Origin of the sequence: Sciscionella marina DSM 45152, assembly GCF_000379465.1 — a bacterium.
GTDB classification, from domain to species: domain Bacteria; phylum Actinomycetota; class Actinomycetes; order Mycobacteriales; family Pseudonocardiaceae; genus Sciscionella; species Sciscionella marina.
In genome coordinates, this window is sequence record NZ_KB905391.1 from 1 (window position 1) to 20,954 (window position 20,954).

Here is a 20,954-nt window from a genome sequence, read left to right on the forward strand (position 1 = left end):
CACAGTCTTTTTTCAGGACTCCGTGAAGGGTCCAGGGGATCAGAGTGCTCACCTGCCAGCAGCTACCGGGCGCGAGTCTGCCGGATAGCCGACCCGCTAACCCTCATTAGGGGAGTCACGACGTGCGTGTTCTGTTGACGACGGTGGGGTCACGCGGAGATGTCGAACCGTTGGTGGGGCTGGCGGCGGCGGTGCGCGAACTCGGTTCGGAGGTGCGGGTGTGCGCGCCACCGGACGAGGATTTCGCGAAGCTGCTGGCCCGTATCGATGTGCCACTGGTGCCGCTGAGCCCGCGGACGGTGCGCTCGGTGGTCGCCGGAACGAAGCGCCCGACGGCCGAGGACGCGTTCCGGTTCGCCGCTGAACTGGTCGCCGCGCGATTCCAGACACTCACGACCGCCGCGCAGGGTTGTGACGCGCTGCTGGCGACCGGACTGCTGCCCGCTGGTGCCCGGGATGTCGCCGAGAAACTGGGCATCCCTTATGTGTTCGCCTGTTTCCACAGCTATGGGCTGCCCTCGCGAGACCGCCCGCCGCTCGGACGTCCGGGCACACCCAGCTCGGAAGGGGAGACCGACAATCGGGTGCTGTGGGAGCTGGACGCCCAGGGGGTGAACGCGATGTATCGCGAACCGCTCAACACCCATCGGGCGGAGATCGGGCTGCCGCCGGTGGACGACGTGCGCCACCACGTGGTGACCGAACGGCCGTGGCTGGCCGCGGCCGGGCCACTGTGCCCGGCCGATGACGTCACCGAGCTCGAGCTCGTGCGGACGGGGGCATGGATTCTGCCCGACGAGCGGCCGCTTCCGGACGGACTGGAGGCGTTCCTGGAAGCCGGTGAGCCACCGGTGTACGTGGGCTTCGGCAGCATGGCCGCATATCTCCCGGAGGACCTGGCCCGGGTGGCGATCGAGGCGGTTCGCGCGCTGGGCCGCCGGATCGTCCTGGCCCGAGGCTGGGCCGAGTTGGCGCCTATCGACGAGGCGGGGGACTGCTTCGTCCTCGGTGAGGTCAACCAGCAGCAGCTGTTCCGCAGGGTGGCCGCCGTCGTGCACCACGGCGGGGCGGGCACCACGACCACGGCAGCCCTGGCCGGTGTGCCCCAGATGATCGTGCCGCAGATCGCGGACCAGCCGCACTGGGCGGCCCGGGTGGCCGAACTGGGCATCGGTGCGGCACACGAGGGTTCGCGGCCGACCGTCGAATCGCTCACTGCCGTGCTCGCCGTGGTCCTGGCTCCCGCGACCGAGAAGCGAGCCAGGACCACGGCGAGCACGATCCGAACCGATGGAGCGACGGTGGCCGCGAAGCTGCTTCGCGACGCGGCCGACCGGAACCGCTACCAGGCGCGGCCGACGGTGTAGCTGTTCGTCCAGATGTTCTGCAGCTTCACTACGTCGCCGGAGTCCGGGGCGGTCCAGATCTTGTGATTGCCCGCGTAGACGGCGGCGTGGTACACGCTGCGGCCGTTGGCGAAGAAGATGATGTCGCCCGGCGCGGCCTGGCCCTTGGCAATACTCCGCGTCGCGTTGCGCTGCGCGCCCGAGCTGTGGGGCAGGTTGATGCCGACGGCCTTGTGCGCGAACTGAGTGAGCCCGGAGCAGTCGAAGGAACGGGGTCCGGTGGCGCCGTATTTGTACGGCTTTCCGTGCTGGGCCGCCGCGGCGTTCACGATTCGCTGGTTGATGGACTCGGGTGGTGTCGGTTTCTTGGTGTAGACGACCGAGACGCTGGACAACGCTCCGGAGTAGAAGCCGGCACCGGGGAAGGAGATGCGCCACTGGGAGCTGCCGGCGACGTTCGCGGACAGGGTGGCGTGCCCGTTTTCGTCTGTCTTGGCGGTGGGGCCGTCATGCCAGGCGCCGTCGCCGGTTCGCCATTGCAGTTCGACTTCCTGGTCGGCGAGTGGCCTTTCGCCGGATTTCAGGGTTCCGCCGAAGTTCACCTTCGCATTCTCGGTGACGGTCGATTTCTCGGCAGTGTCCATGCTCTGCGTGGTGGTGATTCCGCCGGATTTGGTCTTCGGCGATGCCGAGGCGGTGGTCGCGCTCGCCACGACACCTCCGGTGATCGCCGCGCCGACCAGCAGCGCGGATCCGACTCTGCGGGGAGCACTCGGACGGTACGGAAGGGACACGGTCCACTGTTCGGACGCACCTGTCCACTTGTGGCTTGGCACGGAGATTCCCTCCAGGTCCAATCAAACGAGTTTATCGGGGGTCATCGTTTGTGATCGGGCCGAGGCCGCCAAGGTTCGGGGGAGCGATCTCGAACCGATCACGGAACGATAAACACGGGGGGACCCGGAATGAAAAGACCCGCCGCCCGATCGGTGTTCCGTGTCGGTCGACGGGTCTGTTTCGCTCTGTTCGAATTTGTGCAGGTCAGCACCGAGAAGATCAACGACGTGTGAGCGGCGCACCGGTTGTCTTTTGTGACTCAGATCACGGCATAATCGTGGCCTCGCTCACGCAGGGCGATGGGTTACGGGACCAGGAGCAGTTTTCCGGTGGTCTTGCGCCCTTCCAGGTCACGGTGCGCGTTCGCGGCCTCGGCCAGCGGGTAGCTGCCGCCGATCCGGACGTTCAGCGAACCGTTCCCCACCGCCTCGAACAGCTCACCGACCCGCCACTCGTACTCGGTACGGTCGGCGATGTACGGGCCGAGGGAAGGCCGGGTGACGAACAGCGAACCCGCCGCATTGAGCCGCTGTAGGTCGAACGGCGGCACCTGGCCACTCGATCCGCCGAAGAGCACCAGGTAGCCGCGTGGGCGGATGCTGGCCAAGCTCGCGTCGAAGGTGTCCTTGCCGACCCCGTCGTAGACGACCGAGACCCCGATTCCCCCGGTCAGCTCGCGCAGCTTGGTGTCGAAGCCTTCGTAGCCGAGCACCTCGTCCGCACCCGCCCCGGTGGCCAGTGCCCGCTTCTCGGCAGTGGAGGCGGTCGCGATCACCCGGGCGCCGAGTGATTTGGCGAGCTGCACGAGCAGCAGGCCGACTCCGCCCGCGGCCGCGTGCACGAGAACCGTGTCCGTCTCGTCCACCCGATAGGTAGAGCGCAGCAGGTAGTGCGCGGTGAGTCCCTGCAGCATCAGCGCGCCCGCGGTCTTCGTGTCCACGTCGTCCGGGATGCGTACGGCCCGCTCCACGGGAACGACGGTGTGTTCCGCGTAGCTGCCCGCCGCCCAGACCCAGGCAACGCGGTCACCGGGGGTGAAATCACTCGCCTCGTCGCCGACCGCCTCGACGGTCCCCGCCCCCTCGAGCCCGAGCGCGTGCGGGAGTTCCACGGAGTACACCCCGGAACGCTGATAAGTGTCGATGAAGTTCACCCCGGCGGCCTCGACCCGGACCAGCAACTGCCCGGCCCCCGCCTCGCGGGTGACCTCATCGAGCCGGAGCACCTCGGGACCACCGGTCTCGTGTACCCGGATTGCGTTCGTCACGTTCGCTGTCACTTCCCGGAATCCTCCTCAACCGAGTGTTGTCGGCGATTAGGGTGGCACGCATGACAGACGAGCAGACAGCCGCACCGAACCAGCGTGAGCTGGCCGCGGTGCGTGGGTTCATCGCGGCACACGGTGAACAGGTTCGCGCGGTGGTGGAGAACATCGGCAAGGCGGGCGCCCGGGTGGTGCTGGTCGGCGAGGACGGAGCGCTCGGCGACGTCGTGGTGCGCGGGGGAGTCGAGGCCGCCGAGGCACTCGTGGCCGCGAGCGGACTGGAATCGGGCAGCTGGGACGGCCCGACGGTGGCCGCGGTGCAGATCGGTTCGGCGCACCGCAGGGCGATGGCCGGTCCGCGGGCCGGCCGGTAGCGTGCCCCTTCAGACCTGCTGGGCGTCCAGCTTCTCGGCTTCGGGAGCGGGTGCGCCGAGGCGTGGGCCGCGATCGCGCGCCGCGCACCACAATGCGGCGGTGCTCGCGGTGACCACGACCGCGCCGATCACGTGCACGACCACGAGCGCCATGGGCACACTCAGCAGGTACTGCACGAAGCCGATCAGCCCCTGGATCAGGGTGACCGCGAGCAGCGTCCAGTAGCGGCGCCACATCTGCCTGGTCGCGGAGAACGCGCGCAAGGCGAAGCCGAGCGCGACGAGCATCGCGAGGAAAGCCACCAGCAGATCACCGTGCAGCTGGGTGAGCGAGGCGACGGGCAGCGGGAGTCGTGGCGAACGGGCATCCCCGCCGTGCGGACCGGCCGCGGTGACCAGGGTGCCCGCGATCAGCAGCACGGTGAACACCACGGAGAGCGCGACGAGCAGGCCGCGCAGTGGAAGCGGGAGCAGCCAGCGCGGTTTGGCATCGCCCTCGTCGATCGTGCGCAGGTGCACGATGGACAGCCAGACCAAGGCCGGGCTGACCAGGAAGTGCACGCACACGATCCACCAGCTCAGCCCGGTGAGCACGGTGATCCCGCCGATGACCGCCTCGGCGACCACGCCGAGCAGCATCACCCCGGCGAGCATGACCTGGCGGTTGCGGCGCGGTTTGGCGAGCACCGCGAGCAGGAACACGATCAGGGTGACGACGCCGACCACGCCGGAGAGCATCCGGTTGCCGAACTCGATCCAGGTGTTCGCCGGATCGATACCGGAATGCGCGATCGGGACGAGACTGCTCGCGGTGCACCGGGGCCAGGTCGGGCAGCCGAGCCCGGAACTGGTGACACGCACGACCGCGCCGGTGACGGCGATGAGGCATTGCAGCCCGACGAGTACGACCGCGGAAAGGTGCTGGAGCCGGTACGAGGGGGCGAGGCGGGAGAGGGACGGCACGAGGTCGATGGTAGGCCGGTGATCCGTCACACAAACCGGGTGGTCCGCGTGGCCACCCCGCCCGCGACCAGAGCCCAGACGGCGAGCACGGCGATCGGTTGCCATCCGGGCCAGCCACCGGAGGCCAGCGCGGTGTGCAGACCCTCGGCGAGTGCCCCGGACGGCAGGAAGTTCACGATCGCGGCGAACCCGTCCCGCGCGCCGACCGCGATCCCGCCGGCGAGCAACAGCACGAACCACACCAGGTTCGCCACGGCAAGCACGATCTCCGCGCGTACCGCCCCGCCGAGCAGCACGCCGAGTGCACCGAAGGCAGCGGTACCCAGCAGCACGAGCAGCACCGCGGCCGGGAGCCCGCTCGCTGCCGGGGACCAGCCGAGCAGCAGCGCGATCACCGAGAGGACCACCAGCTGGATGATCACCACGGCCAGCGCGGCGAGCATCCGGCCGCCGACGATCGACCAGCGCGGCACCGCGGTCGCGGCCAGCCTGCGCAGTACCCCGTAGCGGCGGTCGAAGCCGAGGCTGATCGCCTGACTGGTGAACGCGCTCGACATGATGGCCAGTGCCAGGATCCGGGGCGCGATGGTGTCGACGCGGGGTGCGGGCACCGGGATGAAACCGGCCAGGTCGAGCCCGATGAGCAACACGATCGGGATCAGCAGGGTCAGCAGCACCTGTTCGCCGTTGCGCAGCGCGAGCCTGGTCTCGGTGAGCGCCTGCACGCCGAGGATCCGGGCGAGCCCGGCCCGGCCGGGATCGGGGCGGAAGGTACCCGCGGCGAAGGTCGGCTCGCTCATGAGCGCAGCTCCCGTCCGGTCAGTTCGAGGAAGACGTCTTCGAGGGTGCGCTTGCCGACCTGCAGCTCCTCGGCGAGCACCCCGTGCTGGGCGCACCATGCGGTGACGGTCGAGACCACCTGCGGGTCGATCGCCCCGCACACCAGATAGGCGCCCGGTTTCGTCTCGTCCGCGGTGTACCCCTCGGGCAGCGCCGCGGTGAGCAGGTCGAGATCCAGGCCGGTGCGGGCGCGGAAGGTCAGCTGCTGGGTGTCCGGGGCGGCCGCGGTGAGCTCGCCCGGAGTCCCCGCGGCGACCACCGTGCCGTGGTCCACGATCACCACCTCATCGGCGAGCGCCTCGGCCTCCTCCATGAGATGGGTGGTGAGCAGCACCCCGACCCCATCCGCGCGCAGGGCCCGCACCAGTTCCCACACCAGGTGCCGCGCCTGCGGGTCCATGCCCGCGGTCGGTTCGTCGAGGAACACCAGTTCCGGCCGGGACACCAGCGCGCAGGCCAGCGAGAGCCGCTGCTGCTGGCCACCGGAGAGCCGTTTGTACGGGGTGCGCCGGGCCGCGTCGAGCCCGAGCACGCGCAGCAGCCATTCCGGATCGAGCGGATGGCGCGCGGTGGCCGCGACCAGGCGCAGCATCTCCGCGGCCAGCACTCCGGGATAGGCGCCGCCGCCCTGGGGCATCACGCCGATACGTTCCCGCAGCTTGCCGGACGCGGTGGCCGGATCCATGCCGAGCACCCGCACCCGCCCCGAGTCCGGGGTGCCGAATCCGGTGCAGAGCTCGACGGTCGTGGTCTTGCCCGCCCCGTTCGGACCGAGCAGCGCGAGTACGCAACCGGCGGGCATATGCAGGTCGATGCCCGCGAGCGCGGTAGTGGCCCCGTAGGTCTTCACCAGATTCTCGATCTGCAGCGCCGGCTCGGTCACGGCGTCGATGCTAGGCCGGTGGGTGAGGTCACACGGGGTGAGGGGGTAGGGACAACCCCCAGCTCGGTCAGGGAAAACCGGAACCCGAAATCGGGAGGTCTCCCGATGGTGGCGAACCGCGTTCCGCGAAAAGGTTTCCTGGTGACCGAGATCAGGCAACTCGAGTACGGCAGGCGGGCCTGCGGGGCACCCGTGACCGTGGGCCTCGGTGCGCTCGGCACCGCCGCCGCACTGGTGACCGCGCTGCACGTACTCGCGGGCGGGCAGCTGGATCCGCTGCGGAACACGATCAGCGAGTACGTGTTCGTGCCGGGCGGCTGGCTGCTCGGGTTGAGCGCGCTCGGGATCGCGGTGGCCGGGTTCGCCACGCTGCTCGGGTTCTCCAGGGCCGGACTGGACCGCCCGCTGCCGGTGCGGCTCGCCTTCGGAGCACTGCTGCTCGGGGCGTTGCTCGCCGGGATGTTCCCGACCGACCACGGCGCGCTGAAGACGGTTCCGGCCTACATCCATCAGTATTCCTCGGGGCTGCTGCTGTTCGGGATCCCGGCACTGGCGTTGTGTGCCGCGGTTGCGGTGGTCCGGCGGGAGCGGATGAGCCGGTATGCGGCGATGTTGCGCAGCACCACGGGGGTCGTGGCCGGACTGCTGGGGTGTTTTCTCTCCGCGCATCTTTCGGCGGCGCCGGAGCTGCTGCGCCAGGGACTCGGGCTCTTCGAACGGGTGCTGTACCTGGCCGAGCTGGTGCTGCTCGGTCAGCTGGTGTATCTGCCGCGCCGGCTGTTGCGGGGTGCCCGGTGATCGCGCTGGGGATCGGGCTCGCGGTCCTGGCCGCGGCGGGGTTCGCGGTCGCGGCCCTGATGCAGCACGGGGCGGTCGACCGGCGCGGCACTCGGGTGCGGGCATTACTCGCGGACCGGCGCTGGCTGCTCGGGCTCGGCTGCCTGGTGTCCGCGTCCGCGTTGCACGCCGTCGCCCTCGCGGTCGCTCCGCTCGCGGTGGTCCAGCCGATCGGGGTGCTGGCCCTCGCGGGGGCGACCGGGTTCGCCGTGCACGCCAGGCGCGGCCGGGCCCGCGGTGCGGAAGTGACCGGGGTCGGGCTCGTGGTGCTCGGTTTGGCCGGGTTCCTCGGGTTCGGCGCACCGGCGGTGAGCGCGGCCCCGCCCGGACTGCTCGACACCGTGGTGGCGGGCGGCGTCGTGCTCGCCGCGGTCGCCGGATGCGTGCTGCTCGGCCTGTTCTGCGGCGGGGTGGCGCGCTGTCTGGGTTTCGCCGCGGCAGGGGCCTGTTGCTATGCCCTGGTCTCGGTGCTCACCAGGGCGGCGGCGATCACCCTCGGTTCCGGTGGCCTGAGCCTCGCGGTGCTCGCCGTCGTCGCAGCGGCCGTGGTCTCCGCGCTGGCCGGTGGGTGGCTCATCCAGCACGCCTACGCGGCCGGTTCTCCCGATCTGGTGCTCGCCTGCCAGACCGTCGGTGATCCGGCGATGGCCGTCGGGCTCGGATTCGGGGTGCTCGGTGAGGCGATGCGCACCGGTTCCGGCTCCATGGCGGTGATCGTGGGTTCCGCGGTCCTCGCGGTGGCCGGGATCACCGTACTCGCCAGGGATCGGGCCGGCCATCCGGCTCGTCCCGCTTCAGTCACGACTTTGGTCGATCAACCGAAAGCAGGGGTTACTGATGATCGTTTCGTCCAGCGCGGCGCCGCATGAGAATCGCGCCCTCCGGGTGCTGATTGCTGCCGATACCTTCGCGCCGAACGTCAACGGGGCGGCGCGGTTCACCGAACGGCTCGCCACCGGGCTGGCCCGGCGTGGGCACCAGGTGCACGTGGCCTGTCCGAGTGCCGACGGGGCCGAGCGCGTCGAATCCTTCGGCGGGGCCACGGTGCACCGGATCCGGTCCCGGAGAATACCGGTGCACGAGGATTTCCGGATCTGCCTGCCGTGGCAGGCGAACGCGGCCGCGGACCGCATCCTCGAGCGGGCGCGGCCGGACATCGTGCACGCCCAGTCGCACTTCCTGATCGGCCGGGCGCTGTTGCGCGCCGCCGAACGCAACGGGATTCCCGCGGTGGCCACGAATCACTTCATGCCGGAGAACCTGCTCGCCTACGCGCACTTGCCCCGAATGCTGCACCGCACCGCGATGCGCCTGGCCTGGCGGGATCTCGGCCGGGTGTTCGGCACGGCGAGCACTGTGACCACACCGACCGAGCTGGCTGCGGAACTGTTGCGGGACAACGGGTTCCCCGGATCGGTTCGCGCGGTCTCCTGTGGTATCGACACCGAGTCGTACCGCGGGCACGGTTCGGTGCGGCCGGGCACGGTGCTGTTCGTCGGCAGGCTGGACCAGGAGAAGCGGGTCGAGGAACTGCTCGCCGCAGTAGCCAGGATCGAACCGGGAATCGCGGCGCGGGTGGAGATCATCGGGGACGGATCCTGCCGTGCCGAACTGGAGCGGCGTTCCCGGGAGCTCGGGATCGCCGAGCGCGTCAGCTTCCACGGTTTCGTCTCCGAACAGGAACTGCGCGCGGCCTATGCCAGGGCCGAGGTGTTCTGCATGCCCGGGATCGCCGAACTGCAGAGCCTGGCCACGCTGGAAGCGATGTCCTCGGGTACCGCGATCCTGGCCGCGAACGCGGTCGCGCTGCCGCACCTGGTGCGCGAGGGAGAGAACGGCTGGCTGTTCACTCCCGGCGACATCACCGAACTGGCGGAGAAACTGCGCGCGGTACTCGGCACCCCGGGCACCAGTGCGCGGATGGGCGAGGCGAGCGGACGGCTGGCCGCGGGGCACGCGCTGGAGAAGACGCTCGCCACCTTCGAGGAGATCTACACCGCCCAGCTGCCGTCGCCGCGCGAACCGGCGCGCGTGCTCAGTCCCGTGGCGTGAGCGAGCGCTTGCGCCACAGGGAAAAGCCGAGCACGGGGATCCGGTTGCGGACCAGGAGCAGCAGTACCGCGAGCACGATCAGGGCGAGGACGATGGATTCGGGGACCACGAACCCGCCCCCGGTCGGGCTGCTCCCGGTCGGCATCGGGGACACCAGGGTGGCCGCGGTGACGATCAGCGCGACCCAGATGCGGAACCGTGGCGCGGCGATCCCTGCGGCGAGCGGGATCATCGCCCACAGCAGGTACCAGGGCTGCACCGAGGCGCCGAAGAACACGATCGCCCCGAAGGCCAGTGCGATCCCGGTGAGCGGGCGGACCTTGCCGTAGAAGGAGAGCAGCAGCACGGCGGCCGCGATGAGCACGCTGGCCACCATGCCGAACTGGCGCAACAGGTCGATGGCCGCGTCGGTGTTGTCGCCGAATCCCAGCGCGATGCCGATCTGCCCGGTGACGTTGCCGATATCGGTCATCGGTGCCAGGAAGGTCTTGATCTGGCCGGGCGTGCTCAGCGCGGCGGAGAACCAGCCGAAGCCGAGCCCGCCGATCATCGAGAACCCGGCCAGCACCACACCCGAGACCAGCATACTGACCACACCGACCTGGATCAGCCGCCGCCAGGTGCCGCCGAGTCTTCGTGCCGCGTGCACCCCGAGGAAACCCAGCCCGACGAGGGCGGTGAACTTGATCGCCGCGCCGACCGAGACGAGCAGGGCGCCTCCGAGGAAATAGCCGAGTTCGGCGCGAGTGATCGGGGCCACCGGTTCACCGGGCAGCGGAACCGGCGGCATCTTGGTCAGCGCCACCTCGATCCCGGCGAGCATGAAGCCGATCATCAGGGCCTCGTTGTGCGCGCCCGCGATGAGGTGGAACAGCACCAGTGGGTTCAGCGCGCCCAGCCACAGGGCACTGACCGGCTGCACCCCGAAGCGCCGGGCGAGCCGGGGCAGTGCCCAGACGAACAGCGCCACGCCGATCAGTTCGAGGAACCGGTGCAGCAGTGCCGCCGAGATGACATGGTCCCCGCCGACCAGTGAGGTGATCGCCCGGCCCGCGGCGAGGAAAGCGGGCCCGTACGGCGCCGGGGTCTCACGCCACACATTGGGCACATTGCGCGCCAGCAGGTCGGCGGTGCCGAGACCGGGGGCGGGCCCGACCTCGTAGGGATTCATGCCCAGCAGGAAGATCTTCGACTGCGCCAGATAGGAGTACACATCCCGGGAGAACATCGGCGGGATGAACACCAGCGGCGCGGTCCACAGCAGCATGACCCGGTTGAGCTGGCGGGTGGTGGCCAACCGCGGTTTGTCCGGGCGGGTGAACCGGCCGAGCCAGAGCCAGGCGACCAGGATCGCGAACAGCCCGGTGTAGGAGCAGGCGATGGCCACCGAGGGCAGCCGCGCGAACAGTCCGATCACCGGCATATCGGGGACCGGGTTGAACACCGGGGCGGCCCCCGCGCCGAGGGATCCGCAGGCGAGCAGCAGCGCGCCGAGCGTGCCGAACCGGCGGACCAGGTCGAACTGGCGCCGCTCGGTGTCGTTCAGCGGTGGTTTGGCCGTGGCCCGGTCCGCTTCGGCGGGCTCGCTTCCGCCCGCCATCGGCGTCGCTGTGTCCTGGGCAACCACACCGAGAGGCTAGCGGCCGGTGGCGGGGTGGCCCCGCACGGGTTCGGGGCGGCTCAGAACTGTTCGGGCCGAGTCAGCGCGTCCGCCCCGCCGTCGATCACGAACTGGGCCCCGTGCACAAAACCCGCCTGGGCGCTGAGCAGGTAGGCGATGAGGGTGGCGACGTCCTGCGGTTGCCCGCGCCTGCCGACCGGGGTGGGGAAGGCCTCCATCGCCGCACCGTAGCGCTCGTCTGCGAGGCCGTCCCGCAGCAGCGGGGTGTCCACCACCCCGGGGGCGACGGTGTTCAGCCGGACCCCGGCCGCGCCCCAGTCGCCGGCCCGCCTGCGCACCGCGACGGTGAGCGCGTTCTTCGCGGCGGCATAGGCGTAGTGACCGCGATAGTCCCCGGCCGCGGCGACCGCGGCGGTCACCGCGGATTCGTCCCCGGATTCGATGGCAGGCGCGATCGGGTTCTCCGACCACCGCACCTGGACGGAGGCCACCGAGGAGACCACGACCGCGGCCGGGTCGGTGCCGGAGCGCAGGGCCGGGAGAAGTCCGTCGAGCATGGCCACGGCGGCGAAGTAGTTGACCGAGGAGATCAGCGCGGGATCGTCGATGTGCGGGCCGAGCCCGGCGCAGGAGACGAACCCGTCGAGCACGTGCGCACAGCGTTCGTGCAGCTCGGCGAGGGCACCCTCCCGGCCTGTCCGCGTGCCGAGGTCGGCGCACACCTCGGCGTTCCGCAGATCGATGCCGATCACCTCGTGCCCGGCCGCGCGCAGGGTCTCGGTGGTCGCCGCACCGATACCGGAGGCGGCTCCAGTGACCGCGATCGGAGCCATGGGCATCTCCTCACTCGTTCAGCGTGCGAGCACGCAATGGGTTCCGCGATAGATCGTCGGCATGCACTTGTTGCAGTGGACGCACAGAGAACGCGTCCGCGGTTCGGTGCGCAGCCGTGCGGGCAGGTCGGGTTCGCGCAGCAGCGCACGCGCCATGGCGACGAACTCGAATCCGCGCTCCATGGCCAGCCGCATCGTGTCCGCCTGGCTGATCCCGCCGAGCAGGATCAGCGGTATATCGAGCCGGGCGCGGAACTGCTCGGCCTTTTCGAGCAGATATGCCTCCCGGTACGGATAGGCGCGCAGGAACCGTTTTCCGGCAAGCCGCAGGCCGAGCCGCAGCGGCGTGGGAAACGCCGCCGCGAACTCGCGCACCGGTGCCTGCCCGGTGAACAGGTACATCGGATTGAGCAGGGAACTGCCCGCGGTCAGCTCGAGCGCGTCGAGCGTGCCCTCGGCTTCGAGCCACTCCGCCACCCGCAGGCTCTCGTCCAGCCAGAGACCGCCGGGCACCCCGTCGTCCATGTTCAGCTTCGCGGTGATCGCCAGCCGCCCGCCGACCGCTTCGCGCACCGCGCGGGCGATGGACAGGGCGAGCCGCGCCCGGTTGCGCAGGCTGCCGCCGTACTCGTCGGCGCGCCGGTTCAGCAACGGGCTCAGGAAGGAACTGGCCAGATAGTTGTGCCCGAAGTGCAGCTCGACGGCGTCGAAGCCGGACCGTTCGGCCAGCCGCGCGGCCTCGGCGTGCGCGGCGATGATGCGCTCGAGATCGCCGGGACTCGCCGCGTGCATGACGCGCATCCCCAAGGGGCTCGGCAGCCGGATCGGGGCGAGCGCCGGCGCCCGGTTGGATGCCGCGTTCGCGACCGGTCCGGCGTGCCCGAGCTGTGCGCTGATCGCCGCACCCTGGGCGTGTACCGCCTCGGTGAGCCTGCGCAGTCCGGGGACGGCTTCCGGGCGCATCCAGATCTGGTGCCGATCGGTACGCCCTTCCGGGGCGACGGCGCAGTAGGCGACCGTGGTCATGGCCGCACCACCTTCGGCGACCCGGGTGTGGAAATCGATCAGTTCCCCGGTGACCAGCGCGTCCGGGGTGACTCCCTCGAAGGTCGCCGATTTGATGATCCGGTTGCGCAGCCGCACCGGGCCGATGCGGGCGGAGGAGAACACGTCCGGTGCGGTCACGGCGTCTCCTCTTCGGCCGTGAGGCCCGCGGTGACGAAGGCGTGCACGGTGCGAAAGGCGGCCCGGCCCCGGCGTGGCGGTTCGCCCGCAGGCTGGCCGAAGGCGCGCAACACCAGTTCGAAGGCGAGGGCCCAGCGGCGTTCGGCCTCTCGCTGGTTCAGCCTGGGGCAGGCGGTGCGCAGCAGCCGGGCCCACGGGGCGAGGCTGAACCACTGGGAATGCCACTGCACATCGACCCGGGCGAGCACGACCGTGGCCAGCAGCCGCAGCCGGAGCCTGCCGACCGGATCAGCGGCGAGCTCGGCGAGGGGGTCGAGCGCGACATCGACGAGTTCCCCGACGGTCGGCGTCCAGCCATTGCGCCTGCGCGCGGCGAGTTCGGCGAGCCGATCCTGCCACAGCGGTCCGAGGCGGCGCTCGAGCAGCTCGCCGACCAGGGCCGCCTTGGACCCGAAGTGGTAGTGCACCGCCGCCGGATTCATTCCCGCGGCCGCGTTGATCGCGCGCACCGAGACGTGTTCGTAGCCGTGTTCGAGCAGAAGTGTCTCGGCGACAGCCAGTAGATGCTCGACCGTCGGAGAACTCGTCGTCGCAGCCATGCCGGGGATTAGATCACTTGCCGGTCGCCGTATCAACCTATGATTCAATCAGTGATTGAAAATCCGGGGTCAAAAAAATCCGCGGGAGCAGCAGCCGTACCGCCGCTCCCGCGAATGGGCAGAGCAAGGAGAACCCGGGGTTGTGGGCTACTCCGCCGGGGTGACCGAGAACCGGCGCAGCAACAGTGCCGGGTTCTTCGTGCGCACCTCGGCCAGCCGCTCGGTGGACAGCTCGGCCACGGTGGTGCCCACCGACTCGCCGAGCGAGGCGAGCACTACGCCCATCGGATCCACGATCATGCTGTTGCCCGCCCCGGTCGGCGCGCTCTGGTCGGCCGCGGCGAGGAAGATCGTGTTCTCGATGGCGCGGGCGCGCAGCAGCGTGATCCAGTGGTTCTCCTTGAGCGGTCCGGGGACCCATTCGGCGGGAAGCAGCAGGGTGTCCGCGCCCGCGTCCACGATCCGCCTGGTCACCTCGGGGAAGCGCAGGTCGTAGCAGGTCTGCAGGCCGAAGGTGTGCCCGCCGACGGTGAACGTCTCCGGTGCCTCGATGTCCCCGGGCTGGATGTGGTCCGATTCGGCGTAACCGAAGGCGTCGTAGAGGTGCAGTTTGCGGTAGGCGGCCGCGATGGATCCGTCGGGCGCGGCGGCGATCAGGGTGTTGTGCACCCGTTCCGCTCCGGGGATCGCCTCGTTGAACCCGGCGACCAGGTACGCGCCCGATTCTTGCGCCTTGCCGAGCAGTGCGGTCACGAACGGTCCGTCGATCGGTTCCGCGGAACGTACGAACCGGTCGTCCATCCGCGGCGCGGTGAACCCGGCGTACTCGGGGAGCACGACGACATGCGCGCCCCTGGAGACCGCGCGGTCGACGAGATCGGTGATCTGCTTGAGATTGCCCGCCTTGTCCTCGGTTGCGTTGAACTGGGCGACCGCGACAGCGACCATGGTTGTCTCCTCCTAATGATCCGTGGCAGGGGCGGGCATCCGCTCGACCTTGCCGAGAACGACTGTGTAACAAAGAATCCCGGCGATCAAGACGAGGCCGGTGACCAGGAAGGCGCCGGCGAAGGACCCGGTGGCGTCCACGACGAGGCCGGTGACGATCGGTGCGGCGATCCCGATCAGGTTCGCGATGAAGTTGACGATCCCGCCGAGCGAACCGGTGTATCCCTCCGGGGCGACGAGCGCGATGATCGTGGCGCCCGCCGGATTCGAGACGGCCAGACCGGCCGCGCCGATCGAGAGGAACACCAGGGCGACGGCGATCGATCCCGCGTATGCCGCCCCGGCTACGGTCAGCGAGACCAGCATGCTGGTGACGAGCACGACGCGGCGGACCTTGGTCTCGTTCCCGGTGCGCTTGATCCAGCGGTCCATGACGACCCCGGCGAACACGAACTGCGCGATGACCGCGATCAGCCAGGGGATCATCGTGTAGACGCCGCCGGAGAGCAGGTTCACCCCGAACTGCTTGCCGAGATAGCCGGGCAGCCAGGTGAGCAGCACGTAGTACGAGTAGGTGTAGGCCGCGTAGCCGAGTGCGATGCCCCAGGTCTTGCGGCGGCGCAGCAGGTAGCCGATACCGCGCAACGAACCAGCGCCGGTCACCCGCTCGTCCTGGGCACCGCCGGAGCGCATGTAGTCGAACTCCGCCTGTCCGAGCCTGCCCTTGGCCAGCGACTGGCGCGGCGTCAGATAGAGCAGCCACCACACGAGCAGGTACAGCAGGCTCAGGATTCCGGTGAAGATGAACGCGGCATGCCAGCTGAACGTGGTCACCAGGAACGCCATGACCGGTATGCCGACCACGTTCGAGATCTTCGCGCAGCCGTCGAAGATCGAGGTCGCCCTGCCCCGTTCGTGCTGCGGGAACCACTGGCCGATGGCCTTCCACCCCGCGGGCACGGTCGGCACCTCGCCGATGCCGAGGATGAGCCGGGAGATCAGTAACAGGCCGAGCCCGCCCGCGGCGGCGGAGAGGAAGGAACCGACCGCCCACAGCGCCGCCGCGGCCCGGTTCACCCAGCGCACGCCGATGCGGTCGATGATCGAGCCGATCGGCATCTGCAGTATCGCGTAGGTCCACAGGAAGGCCGAGGAGATGATGCCCATCTGCCCGGCGCTGACGTGGAAATCGCGCATGATCTCCGGTGTCGCGACCGAGAGGTTGACCCGGTCGATGTAGTTGACGAACATGCCGAGGCCGATGACCCCCGCGATGCCCCAGCGGGCCCGCCCGATGCGCGAGGCACGGGCGGGGGTCTCGCTGGAGGTCCCGGGCCCGGCCGTCACGGCTTGGCCTCGAGCGCCCGCATCTCGTGCAGCGGGCCGGCGAATCCGGCGGAGAGCGCGCCGTGCTGCATGATCAGCGCGAGCTGGTCCGCCCCGTTGCGTGCGGCGAACTCCTTCTCCTCGGTGCTCCACGCGGGCAGCATCCACGGTTTGCCCGCGGTCTTCGCCGCTTCGGCGACCCGGCCCAGATCGGCGAAGTCCCCGGCCTCCCGCGTGTAGGCCCCGCGCTCCCTGCGCAGCGAGAGGTCCGAGGGCCCGACGAAGACGCCGTCCACCGTGTCCAGCGCGAGGATCGCCTCGATCTCCTCGAGTGCGCCCGCGTCCTCGATCATCGGCAGGCACCGGGTCTTGGCGTCCTGCTCGGTGATCCAGGCGTCGCTCATCCCCGCGTAGGCCGCGGTACGCCCACCGGCGAAGCTGCGGTCGCCGCGCGGCGGGAACTTCGCGAAGCCGGTCACTTCGCGCGCGTGCTCGGCGTTCGCCACGTGTGGGATCACCACGGCATCGGCGCCGAAATCGAGCGCTTGCTGGATCGGTCCGCGCTCCGGGCCGAGCACCTTGGCGAGAACTTCCAGCCCGGTCGCCCGGCAGAAGGGGATGAACCGTTCGAGATCGGCGAGGTCGAACGCACCGTGTTCGATGTCCAGGACCACGGCCCCATAGCCGAGGCCACGGGCGATCTCCACCGCGGCGAAGCTCGGGTCGGAAAGCCAGATCGCATAGCGGCGGTCGGCTGGTTCGGGCGCCATTGCACACTCCTCGTAATTCACTCAATGGGTTGGCTCAAGCCTCATAGGCTGAGGTATTCGCCGTGTATACACGAGGGATGTCAGAAGTGTCCAGGGTGTTGTTACGATCTGTTTCCGGCGACACGGAGGTGACGGTGGGCGAAGGACGCCCGGCGCGGGAACGCGTCTACGAATGGCTGCGGGACGCGATCATCAAGGGCACGCTCGACGGCGGTCAATTCCTCGATGAGCAGTGGGTTTCCGGCGAGACCGGGGTCTCGAGGACACCGGTGCGCGAAGCGTTCCACCGGCTGCACGCAGAACGGTTCATCACCCTGCTTCCGCGCAAGGGTGCCCAGGTGCGCACCGTGACCGCGCGTGAGCTCGAGGAGGTCTACCAGAGCAGGCGGCTCATCGAGGGGCACGCGATCAGCACGCTGTGCGCGGCAGGTGCCGGTGCTCCGCGGGAGATGGCCGAGCTGGTCGGTCCCATGGAGGAGGCCGAACAGGCGCAGGACTGGTTCCAGGTGTCCAGCCTCGACCGCTCGTTCCACCGCAGCATGGTCGCCGCGGCCGGGAACACCGTGCTCACCGAGCTCTACGACACACTGCGCTCCCGGCAGCAGCGAGTGGCCGTCCGAGCCATGCGCGCGCGACCGGAACGGCTCAGCGTGATCGATGCCGAACACCGCGCCCTTGTCGCCGCGCTGGACGTGAACGACGAGGCGGAAGCGGTGCGGGTGCTGACCGAACACCTCAAACCGGTGCCCGAGGTGGTGTCCGTCCTGCCGGGGTGAGGCGGCTGGAGTCTCTCCAGTACTGAACCGGTCCGGGTGTGACACAACGGACAACCCGACCCCTCTTGGCCAGGCTTGACCGAATTACGTAACATGGGTGTTGTGAAAAACGTCGAGGCTGGCAGTGGACGCGGGGAGACCGCGCCCGATGGCGGCACTCGGCACCTTGTCGCACGGTTGCTGCTCGAACAGGGCCCGGTGACGGCGGCCGCGGTCGCCGAGGAGCTCGGGCTCAGTGCCGCCGCGGTGCGCAGGCATCTCGATGCCCTGCTCGCCGATGGTGAGGCGTGCGAGCGGCAGGCGCCGACGCTCGGGCACCGCGGTCGTGGCAGGCCGGCCAAGCACTTCTCGCTCACCGAGGCGGGACGGGCGAGGTTCGGTCACGCCTACGACGATCTCGCGGTCTCCGCGCTGCGGTTCCTCCGTGAACACGGCGGTGAGGAGGCGGTACGGGCGTTCGCGGCCTCGCGGATGTCTGCGCTCGTCGAGGCGCGCCGTTCGCTCGCGAAGCGTTTCGCCGGCGAGAACGACAAGGAACGGGTCACCGCCCTTGCCAACCTGCTTTCCCGAGAGGGATACGCGGCGTCGACAAGGACGCTCGGTTCTGGTGAGCAGCTCTGCCAGCACCACTGCCCGGTCGCGCACGTTGCCGCGGAGTTCCCCGAACTCTGCGAGGCCGAGACCGCCGCGTTCGCCGAAGCACTCGGCACGCACGTACAGCGGCTGGCCACCATCGCGCGCGGCGACGCGGTCTGTACGACGCACGTACCCGCGGTACCCAAGGGGACGAAGAGTCCCGCAACAGGAACTGAGATGTCGAACGCTCAGGATGGAGGAACACCCGCATGACTGCCGCTGCAGAGCAGCGCACCACCACAGCGCAGCCCCAGCCGGACCAGGCACTGACGCAAGAGGAAACCCTTGCCACGCTTGGTAACTACCAGTACGGCTGGGCCGATGACGATGTGGCGGGTGCCAGCGCACGACGTGGTGTCGATGAGAACGTCGTCCGCGACATCTCGGCCAAGAAGGACGAGCCGGAGTGGATGCTCGAGCAGCGCCTGAAGGCGTTGCGGCTGTTCGAGCGCAAGCCGATGCCGAACTGGGGCGCCGACCTGTCCGGGATCGATTTCGACAACATCAAGTACTTCGTGCGGTCCACCGAGAAGCAGGCCCAGACCTGGGACGACCTTCCCGAGGACATCAAGAACACCTACGACAAGCTCGGTATCCCAGAGGCGGAGAAGCAGCGGCTGGTCGCCGGTGTGGCCGCCCAGTACGAGTCCGAGGTCGTCTACCACAAGATCCGTGAGGACCTCGAGGAGAAGGGCGTCCTCTTCCTCGATACCGACACCGGTCTGCGCGAGCACCCGGAGATCTTCGAGGAGTACTTCGGCTCGGTGATCCCGTCCGGGGACAACAAGTTCTCCGCGCTGAACAGTTCCGTGTGGTCCGGCGGCAGCTTCATCTACGTGCCGAAGGGCGTACACGTGGACATCCCGCTGCAGGCGTACTTCCGGATCAACACCGAGAACATGGGGCAGTTCGAGCGCACCCTGATCGTGGTCGACGAGGACGCCTACGTGCACTACGTCGAGGGCTGCACGGCGCCGATCTACTCCAGCGACTCGCTGCACTCCGCGGTCGTGGAGATCGTGGTCAAGAAGGGCGGCCGCTGCCGGTACACGACCATCCAGAACTGGTCGAACAACGTGTACAACCTGGTCACCAAGCGCGCCAAGGCCGAAGAGGGCGCGACCATGGAGTGGATCGACGGCAACCTCGGCTCCAAGGTCACCATGAAGTACCCCTCGGTCTTCCTGATGGGCGAGCATGCCAAGGGCGAGGTGCTCTCGGTCGCGTTCGCCGGTGAGGGCCAGCACCAGGACGCGGGCGCGAAGATGGAGCATCTGGCGCCGAACACCTCCTCGCAGATCGTTTCCAAGTCGATCGCGCGCGGTGGCGGGCGTACCTCGTACCGCGGTCTTGTCAAGGTCGCGAAGCGGGCGACGGGCTCGGCCTCCACGGTGAAGTGCGACGCGCTGCTGGTGGACACGGTCAGCCGCAGTGACACGTACCCGTACGTGGACATCCGCAACGACGACGTGTCCATGGGTCACGAGGCGACCGTCTCCAAGGTCAGCGAGGACCAGCTGTTCTACCTGATGTCCCGCGGCCTGACCGAGGACGAGGCGATGGCGATGGTGGTGCGCGGCTTCGTGGAGCCGATCGCCCGCGAGCTGCCGATGGAGTACGCGCTCGAACTCAACCGGCTGATCGAACTGCAGATGGAAGGAGCAGTCGGCTAGATGTCGACCAACGTTGCGGAGGCGGCGGAAGCCGTCGTCCCGGAAGTTTCCAAGGGAGAGCGGTTCCGCTCGTACGACGTCGACGCGTTCGAGGTACCCGGCGGCCGCGAGGAGGACTGGCGGTTCACCCCGATGCGCAGGCTGCGCGGCCTGCACGACGGGAGCGCCGAGCCGAGCGGTTCGGCGACGGTCGAGGTGATCGGCGAAGCGAGCGTGGAGACCGTGGACCGCACGGACTCCCGGCTCGGCGAGGCGGGCATCCCCGGCGACCGGATCGCCGCGCAGGCGTACTCCGCGTTCGAGACCGCGACCGTGGTGAGCGTGCCCGCGGAGACCAAGCTCGAGGGACCGGTCACCGTGACGGTCACCGGCCCGGGGACGGACCAGGTCGCCTACGGGCACATCCAGGTCCGTGCCGAGCGGTTCGCCGAGGCGACCGTGGTGCTCGACCACCGGGGGAGCGGGATCTACGCGGACAACGTGGAGATCGTCGCCGGGGACGGAGCCAAGCTCTCGGTCGTGGTGGTCACCGACTGGGCGGACGACGCGGTGCACGTCTCCGCGCAGCACACCAAGCTCGGCAGGGATGCCACGCTGCGGCACACCCTCGTCGCCCTCGGCGGCGACCTGGTGCGGGTCTCGCCGACCGTGCAGTTCAGCCAGCCGGGTGCGGACGCCGAACTCGACGGGCTGTACTTCGCGGACGCGCACCAGCACTTCGAGCACCGGTTGTTCGTGGACCACGCGGTGCCGAACTGCCGCTCGAACGTGGTCTACAAGGGCGCTCTGCAGGGCGTGGACGCGCACACCGTCTGGATCGGCGATGTGCTCATCCGGGCGGCCGCCGAGGGCACCGAGACCTTCGAGCTGAACCGCAACCTGGTGCTCACCCAGGGCGCGCGCGCCGACTCGGTGCCGAACCTGGAGATCGAGACGGGGGAGATCGTCTCCGCCGGGCACGCCTCGGCCACCGGCCGGTTCGATGACGAACAGCTGTTCTACCTGCAGGCCCGCGGGATTCCGGAGGACCAGGCGCGGCGGTTGGTCGTGCGCGGCTTCTTCCACGAGCTGCTGATGAAGATCGACGTCCCGGAGGTCCGGGAGCGGCTGGAGAGCGCCATCGAGGCCGAGCTGGAAGCAGTCGGTGCCTGAGCCGGCCCGAACCACCACAAGCGATAACGAAGGAACGAA

The 20,954-nt window shown here is 69.4% G+C and carries 21 protein-coding genes; 9 read left to right on the forward strand and 12 right to left on the reverse strand.

The window, feature by feature from the left end; genetic code table 11:
- Window positions 1-122: 122 nt before the first annotated feature.
- Entirely contained in the window at window positions 123-1,367 is a 1,245-nt protein-coding gene (locus A37U_RS0116265) for a glycosyltransferase (protein WP_026197276.1), read from the forward strand.
- On the opposite strand, the gene A37U_RS49740 is transcribed toward A37U_RS0116265, so the two are convergent.
- Together A37U_RS49740 and A37U_RS0116280 are read right to left on the reverse strand one after the other, a co-directional pair.
- Window positions 1,343-2,182 carry a C40 family peptidase gene (locus A37U_RS49740; protein WP_240437597.1) on the reverse strand — a complete coding sequence of 280 codons (840 nt, stop codon included), beginning with the start codon at window positions 2,180-2,182 and terminating at the stop codon, window positions 1,343-1,345. The two genes, A37U_RS0116265 and A37U_RS49740, sit on opposite strands and share 25 nt — an antisense overlap.
- A 305-nt stretch (window positions 2,183-2,487) precedes the next feature.
- Entirely contained in the window at window positions 2,488-3,462 is a 975-nt protein-coding gene (locus tag A37U_RS0116280; protein WP_020497715.1) for a quinone oxidoreductase family protein, read from the reverse strand.
- A gap of 50 nt (window positions 3,463-3,512) precedes the next feature.
- Between A37U_RS0116280 and A37U_RS0116285 the strand changes: the two genes are divergently transcribed.
- Complete coding sequence (locus tag A37U_RS0116285) at window positions 3,513-3,821, forward strand: hypothetical protein (RefSeq protein WP_020497716.1); 309 nt, start codon at window positions 3,513-3,515, stop codon at window positions 3,819-3,821.
- A gap of 9 nt (window positions 3,822-3,830) precedes the next feature.
- Here A37U_RS0116285 and A37U_RS0116290 read toward each other — a convergent pair whose 3' ends face one another.
- Genes A37U_RS0116290 through A37U_RS0116300 form a run of 3 tightly spaced genes read right to left on the reverse strand, consistent with a single transcriptional unit; the run spans window position 3,831 to window position 6,507 of the window.
- Window positions 3,831-4,784 (reverse strand): COX15/CtaA family protein, encoded by a 954-nt coding sequence (locus tag A37U_RS0116290; protein ID WP_020497717.1) that lies wholly within the window; start codon window positions 4,782-4,784, stop codon window positions 3,831-3,833.
- Between the two features lie 26 nt (window positions 4,785-4,810).
- A complete protein-coding gene (locus tag A37U_RS0116295) occupies window positions 4,811-5,584 on the reverse strand; it encodes an ABC transporter permease (RefSeq protein ID WP_020497718.1) in 774 nt (257 codons plus the stop codon).
- Window positions 5,581-6,507, reverse strand: a complete 927-nt coding sequence (locus A37U_RS0116300; protein WP_020497719.1) for an ABC transporter ATP-binding protein — start codon at window positions 6,505-6,507, stop codon at window positions 5,581-5,583. Before A37U_RS0116300 ends, A37U_RS0116295 begins: the two co-directional genes overlap by 4 nt.
- 141 nt (window positions 6,508-6,648) lie before the next feature.
- On the opposite strand from A37U_RS0116300, the gene A37U_RS0116305 reads away from it, so the two are divergent.
- The 3 genes from A37U_RS0116305 to A37U_RS44020 are packed head-to-tail and all read left to right on the forward strand — an operon-like array spanning window position 6,649 to window position 9,396.
- Complete coding sequence (locus A37U_RS0116305; protein ID WP_157182867.1) at window positions 6,649-7,305, forward strand: DUF998 domain-containing protein; 657 nt, start codon at window positions 6,649-6,651, stop codon at window positions 7,303-7,305.
- A complete protein-coding gene (locus tag A37U_RS44015; protein ID WP_020497721.1) occupies window positions 7,302-8,213 on the forward strand; it encodes a DMT family protein in 912 nt (303 codons plus the stop codon). Before A37U_RS0116305 ends, A37U_RS44015 begins: the two co-directional genes overlap by 4 nt.
- Window positions 8,182-9,396 carry a glycosyltransferase gene (locus A37U_RS44020; protein WP_020497722.1) on the forward strand — a complete coding sequence of 405 codons (1,215 nt, stop codon included), beginning with the start codon at window positions 8,182-8,184 and terminating at the stop codon, window positions 9,394-9,396. Before A37U_RS44015 ends, A37U_RS44020 begins: the two co-directional genes overlap by 32 nt.
- Here the strand turns inward: A37U_RS44020 and mptB are convergent.
- The 7 genes from mptB to A37U_RS0116345 all read right to left on the reverse strand — a co-directional run bounded on the left by mptB (window position 9,380) and on the right by A37U_RS0116345 (window position 16,678).
- Entirely contained in the window at window positions 9,380-11,023 is a 1,644-nt protein-coding gene (mptB, locus tag A37U_RS0116315) for a polyprenol phosphomannose-dependent alpha 1,6 mannosyltransferase MptB (protein WP_240437598.1), read from the reverse strand. The two genes, A37U_RS44020 and mptB, sit on opposite strands and share 17 nt — an antisense overlap.
- A 53-nt stretch (window positions 11,024-11,076) precedes the next feature.
- Window positions 11,077-11,850 carry an SDR family oxidoreductase gene (locus A37U_RS0116320; RefSeq protein WP_020497724.1) on the reverse strand — a complete coding sequence of 258 codons (774 nt, stop codon included), beginning with the start codon at window positions 11,848-11,850 and terminating at the stop codon, window positions 11,077-11,079.
- A gap of 18 nt (window positions 11,851-11,868) precedes the next feature.
- Window positions 11,869-13,035: an NADH:flavin oxidoreductase gene (locus A37U_RS0116325; protein WP_020497725.1), complete on the reverse strand. Its 1,167-nt coding sequence runs from the start codon at window positions 13,033-13,035 to the stop codon at window positions 11,869-11,871.
- Window positions 13,032-13,634 (reverse strand): TetR/AcrR family transcriptional regulator, encoded by a 603-nt coding sequence (locus A37U_RS0116330; RefSeq protein WP_020497726.1) that lies wholly within the window; start codon window positions 13,632-13,634, stop codon window positions 13,032-13,034. The genes A37U_RS0116325 and A37U_RS0116330 overlap by 4 nt, the downstream gene beginning before the upstream one ends.
- A gap of 147 nt (window positions 13,635-13,781) precedes the next feature.
- Window positions 13,782-14,582: a carbon-nitrogen hydrolase family protein gene (locus A37U_RS0116335; protein ID WP_020497727.1), complete on the reverse strand. Its 801-nt coding sequence runs from the start codon at window positions 14,580-14,582 to the stop codon at window positions 13,782-13,784.
- Window positions 14,583-14,594: 12 nt separating this feature from the next.
- Window positions 14,595-15,929: an MFS transporter gene (locus tag A37U_RS0116340; RefSeq protein WP_020497728.1), complete on the reverse strand. Its 1,335-nt coding sequence runs from the start codon at window positions 15,927-15,929 to the stop codon at window positions 14,595-14,597.
- Window positions 15,926-16,678, reverse strand: coding sequence for an HpcH/HpaI aldolase family protein (locus A37U_RS0116345; RefSeq protein ID WP_020497729.1), 753 nt, complete (start codon window positions 16,676-16,678; stop codon window positions 15,926-15,928). Before A37U_RS0116345 ends, A37U_RS0116340 begins: the two co-directional genes overlap by 4 nt.
- 134 nt (window positions 16,679-16,812) lie before the next feature.
- Between A37U_RS0116345 and A37U_RS0116350 the strand changes: the two genes are divergently transcribed.
- The 4 genes from A37U_RS0116350 to sufD all read left to right on the forward strand — a co-directional run bounded on the left by A37U_RS0116350 (window position 16,813) and on the right by sufD (window position 20,915).
- Window positions 16,813-17,454: a GntR family transcriptional regulator gene (locus A37U_RS0116350; protein WP_020497730.1), complete on the forward strand. Its 642-nt coding sequence runs from the start codon at window positions 16,813-16,815 to the stop codon at window positions 17,452-17,454.
- Window positions 17,455-17,547: 93 nt separating this feature from the next.
- A complete protein-coding gene (locus tag A37U_RS44025) occupies window positions 17,548-18,303 on the forward strand; it encodes a helix-turn-helix transcriptional regulator (protein ID WP_020497731.1) in 756 nt (251 codons plus the stop codon).
- Window positions 18,300-19,763, forward strand: coding sequence for a Fe-S cluster assembly protein SufB (sufB, locus tag A37U_RS0116360; RefSeq protein WP_020497732.1), 1,464 nt, complete (start codon window positions 18,300-18,302; stop codon window positions 19,761-19,763). Before A37U_RS44025 ends, sufB begins: the two co-directional genes overlap by 4 nt.
- Window positions 19,764-20,915: a Fe-S cluster assembly protein SufD gene (gene sufD / locus A37U_RS0116365; RefSeq protein WP_020497733.1), complete on the forward strand. Its 1,152-nt coding sequence runs from the start codon at window positions 19,764-19,766 to the stop codon at window positions 20,913-20,915.
- Window positions 20,916-20,954 lie beyond the last annotated feature (39 nt).

Bases quoted from the DNA above. Each gene is read 5' to 3' on its own strand.
- A37U_RS44025 (WP_020497731.1), top strand. From the start codon at position 17,548: ATGGGTGTTGTGAAAAACGTCGAGGCTGGCAGTGGACGCGGGGAGACC.
- A37U_RS0116330 (WP_020497726.1), bottom strand. From the start codon at position 13,634: ATGGCTGCGACGACGAGTTCTCCGACGGTCGAGCATCTACTGGCTGTC.
- A37U_RS44020 (WP_020497722.1), top strand. From the start codon at position 8,182: ATGATCGTTTCGTCCAGCGCGGCGCCGCATGAGAATCGCGCCCTCCGG.
- A37U_RS0116320 (WP_020497724.1), bottom strand. From the start codon at position 11,850: ATGGCTCCGATCGCGGTCACTGGAGCCGCCTCCGGTATCGGTGCGGCG.
- A37U_RS0116335 (WP_020497727.1), bottom strand. From the start codon at position 14,582: ATGGTCGCTGTCGCGGTCGCCCAGTTCAACGCAACCGAGGACAAGGCG.
- A37U_RS0116345 (WP_020497729.1), bottom strand. From the start codon at position 16,678: ATGGCGCCCGAACCAGCCGACCGCCGCTATGCGATCTGGCTTTCCGAC.
- sufB (WP_020497732.1), top strand. From the start codon at position 18,300: ATGACTGCCGCTGCAGAGCAGCGCACCACCACAGCGCAGCCCCAGCCG.
- sufD (WP_020497733.1), top strand. From the start codon at position 19,764: ATGTCGACCAACGTTGCGGAGGCGGCGGAAGCCGTCGTCCCGGAAGTT.
- A37U_RS0116285 (WP_020497716.1), top strand. From the start codon at position 3,513: ATGACAGACGAGCAGACAGCCGCACCGAACCAGCGTGAGCTGGCCGCG.
- A37U_RS0116295 (WP_020497718.1), bottom strand. From the start codon at position 5,584: ATGAGCGAGCCGACCTTCGCCGCGGGTACCTTCCGCCCCGATCCCGGC.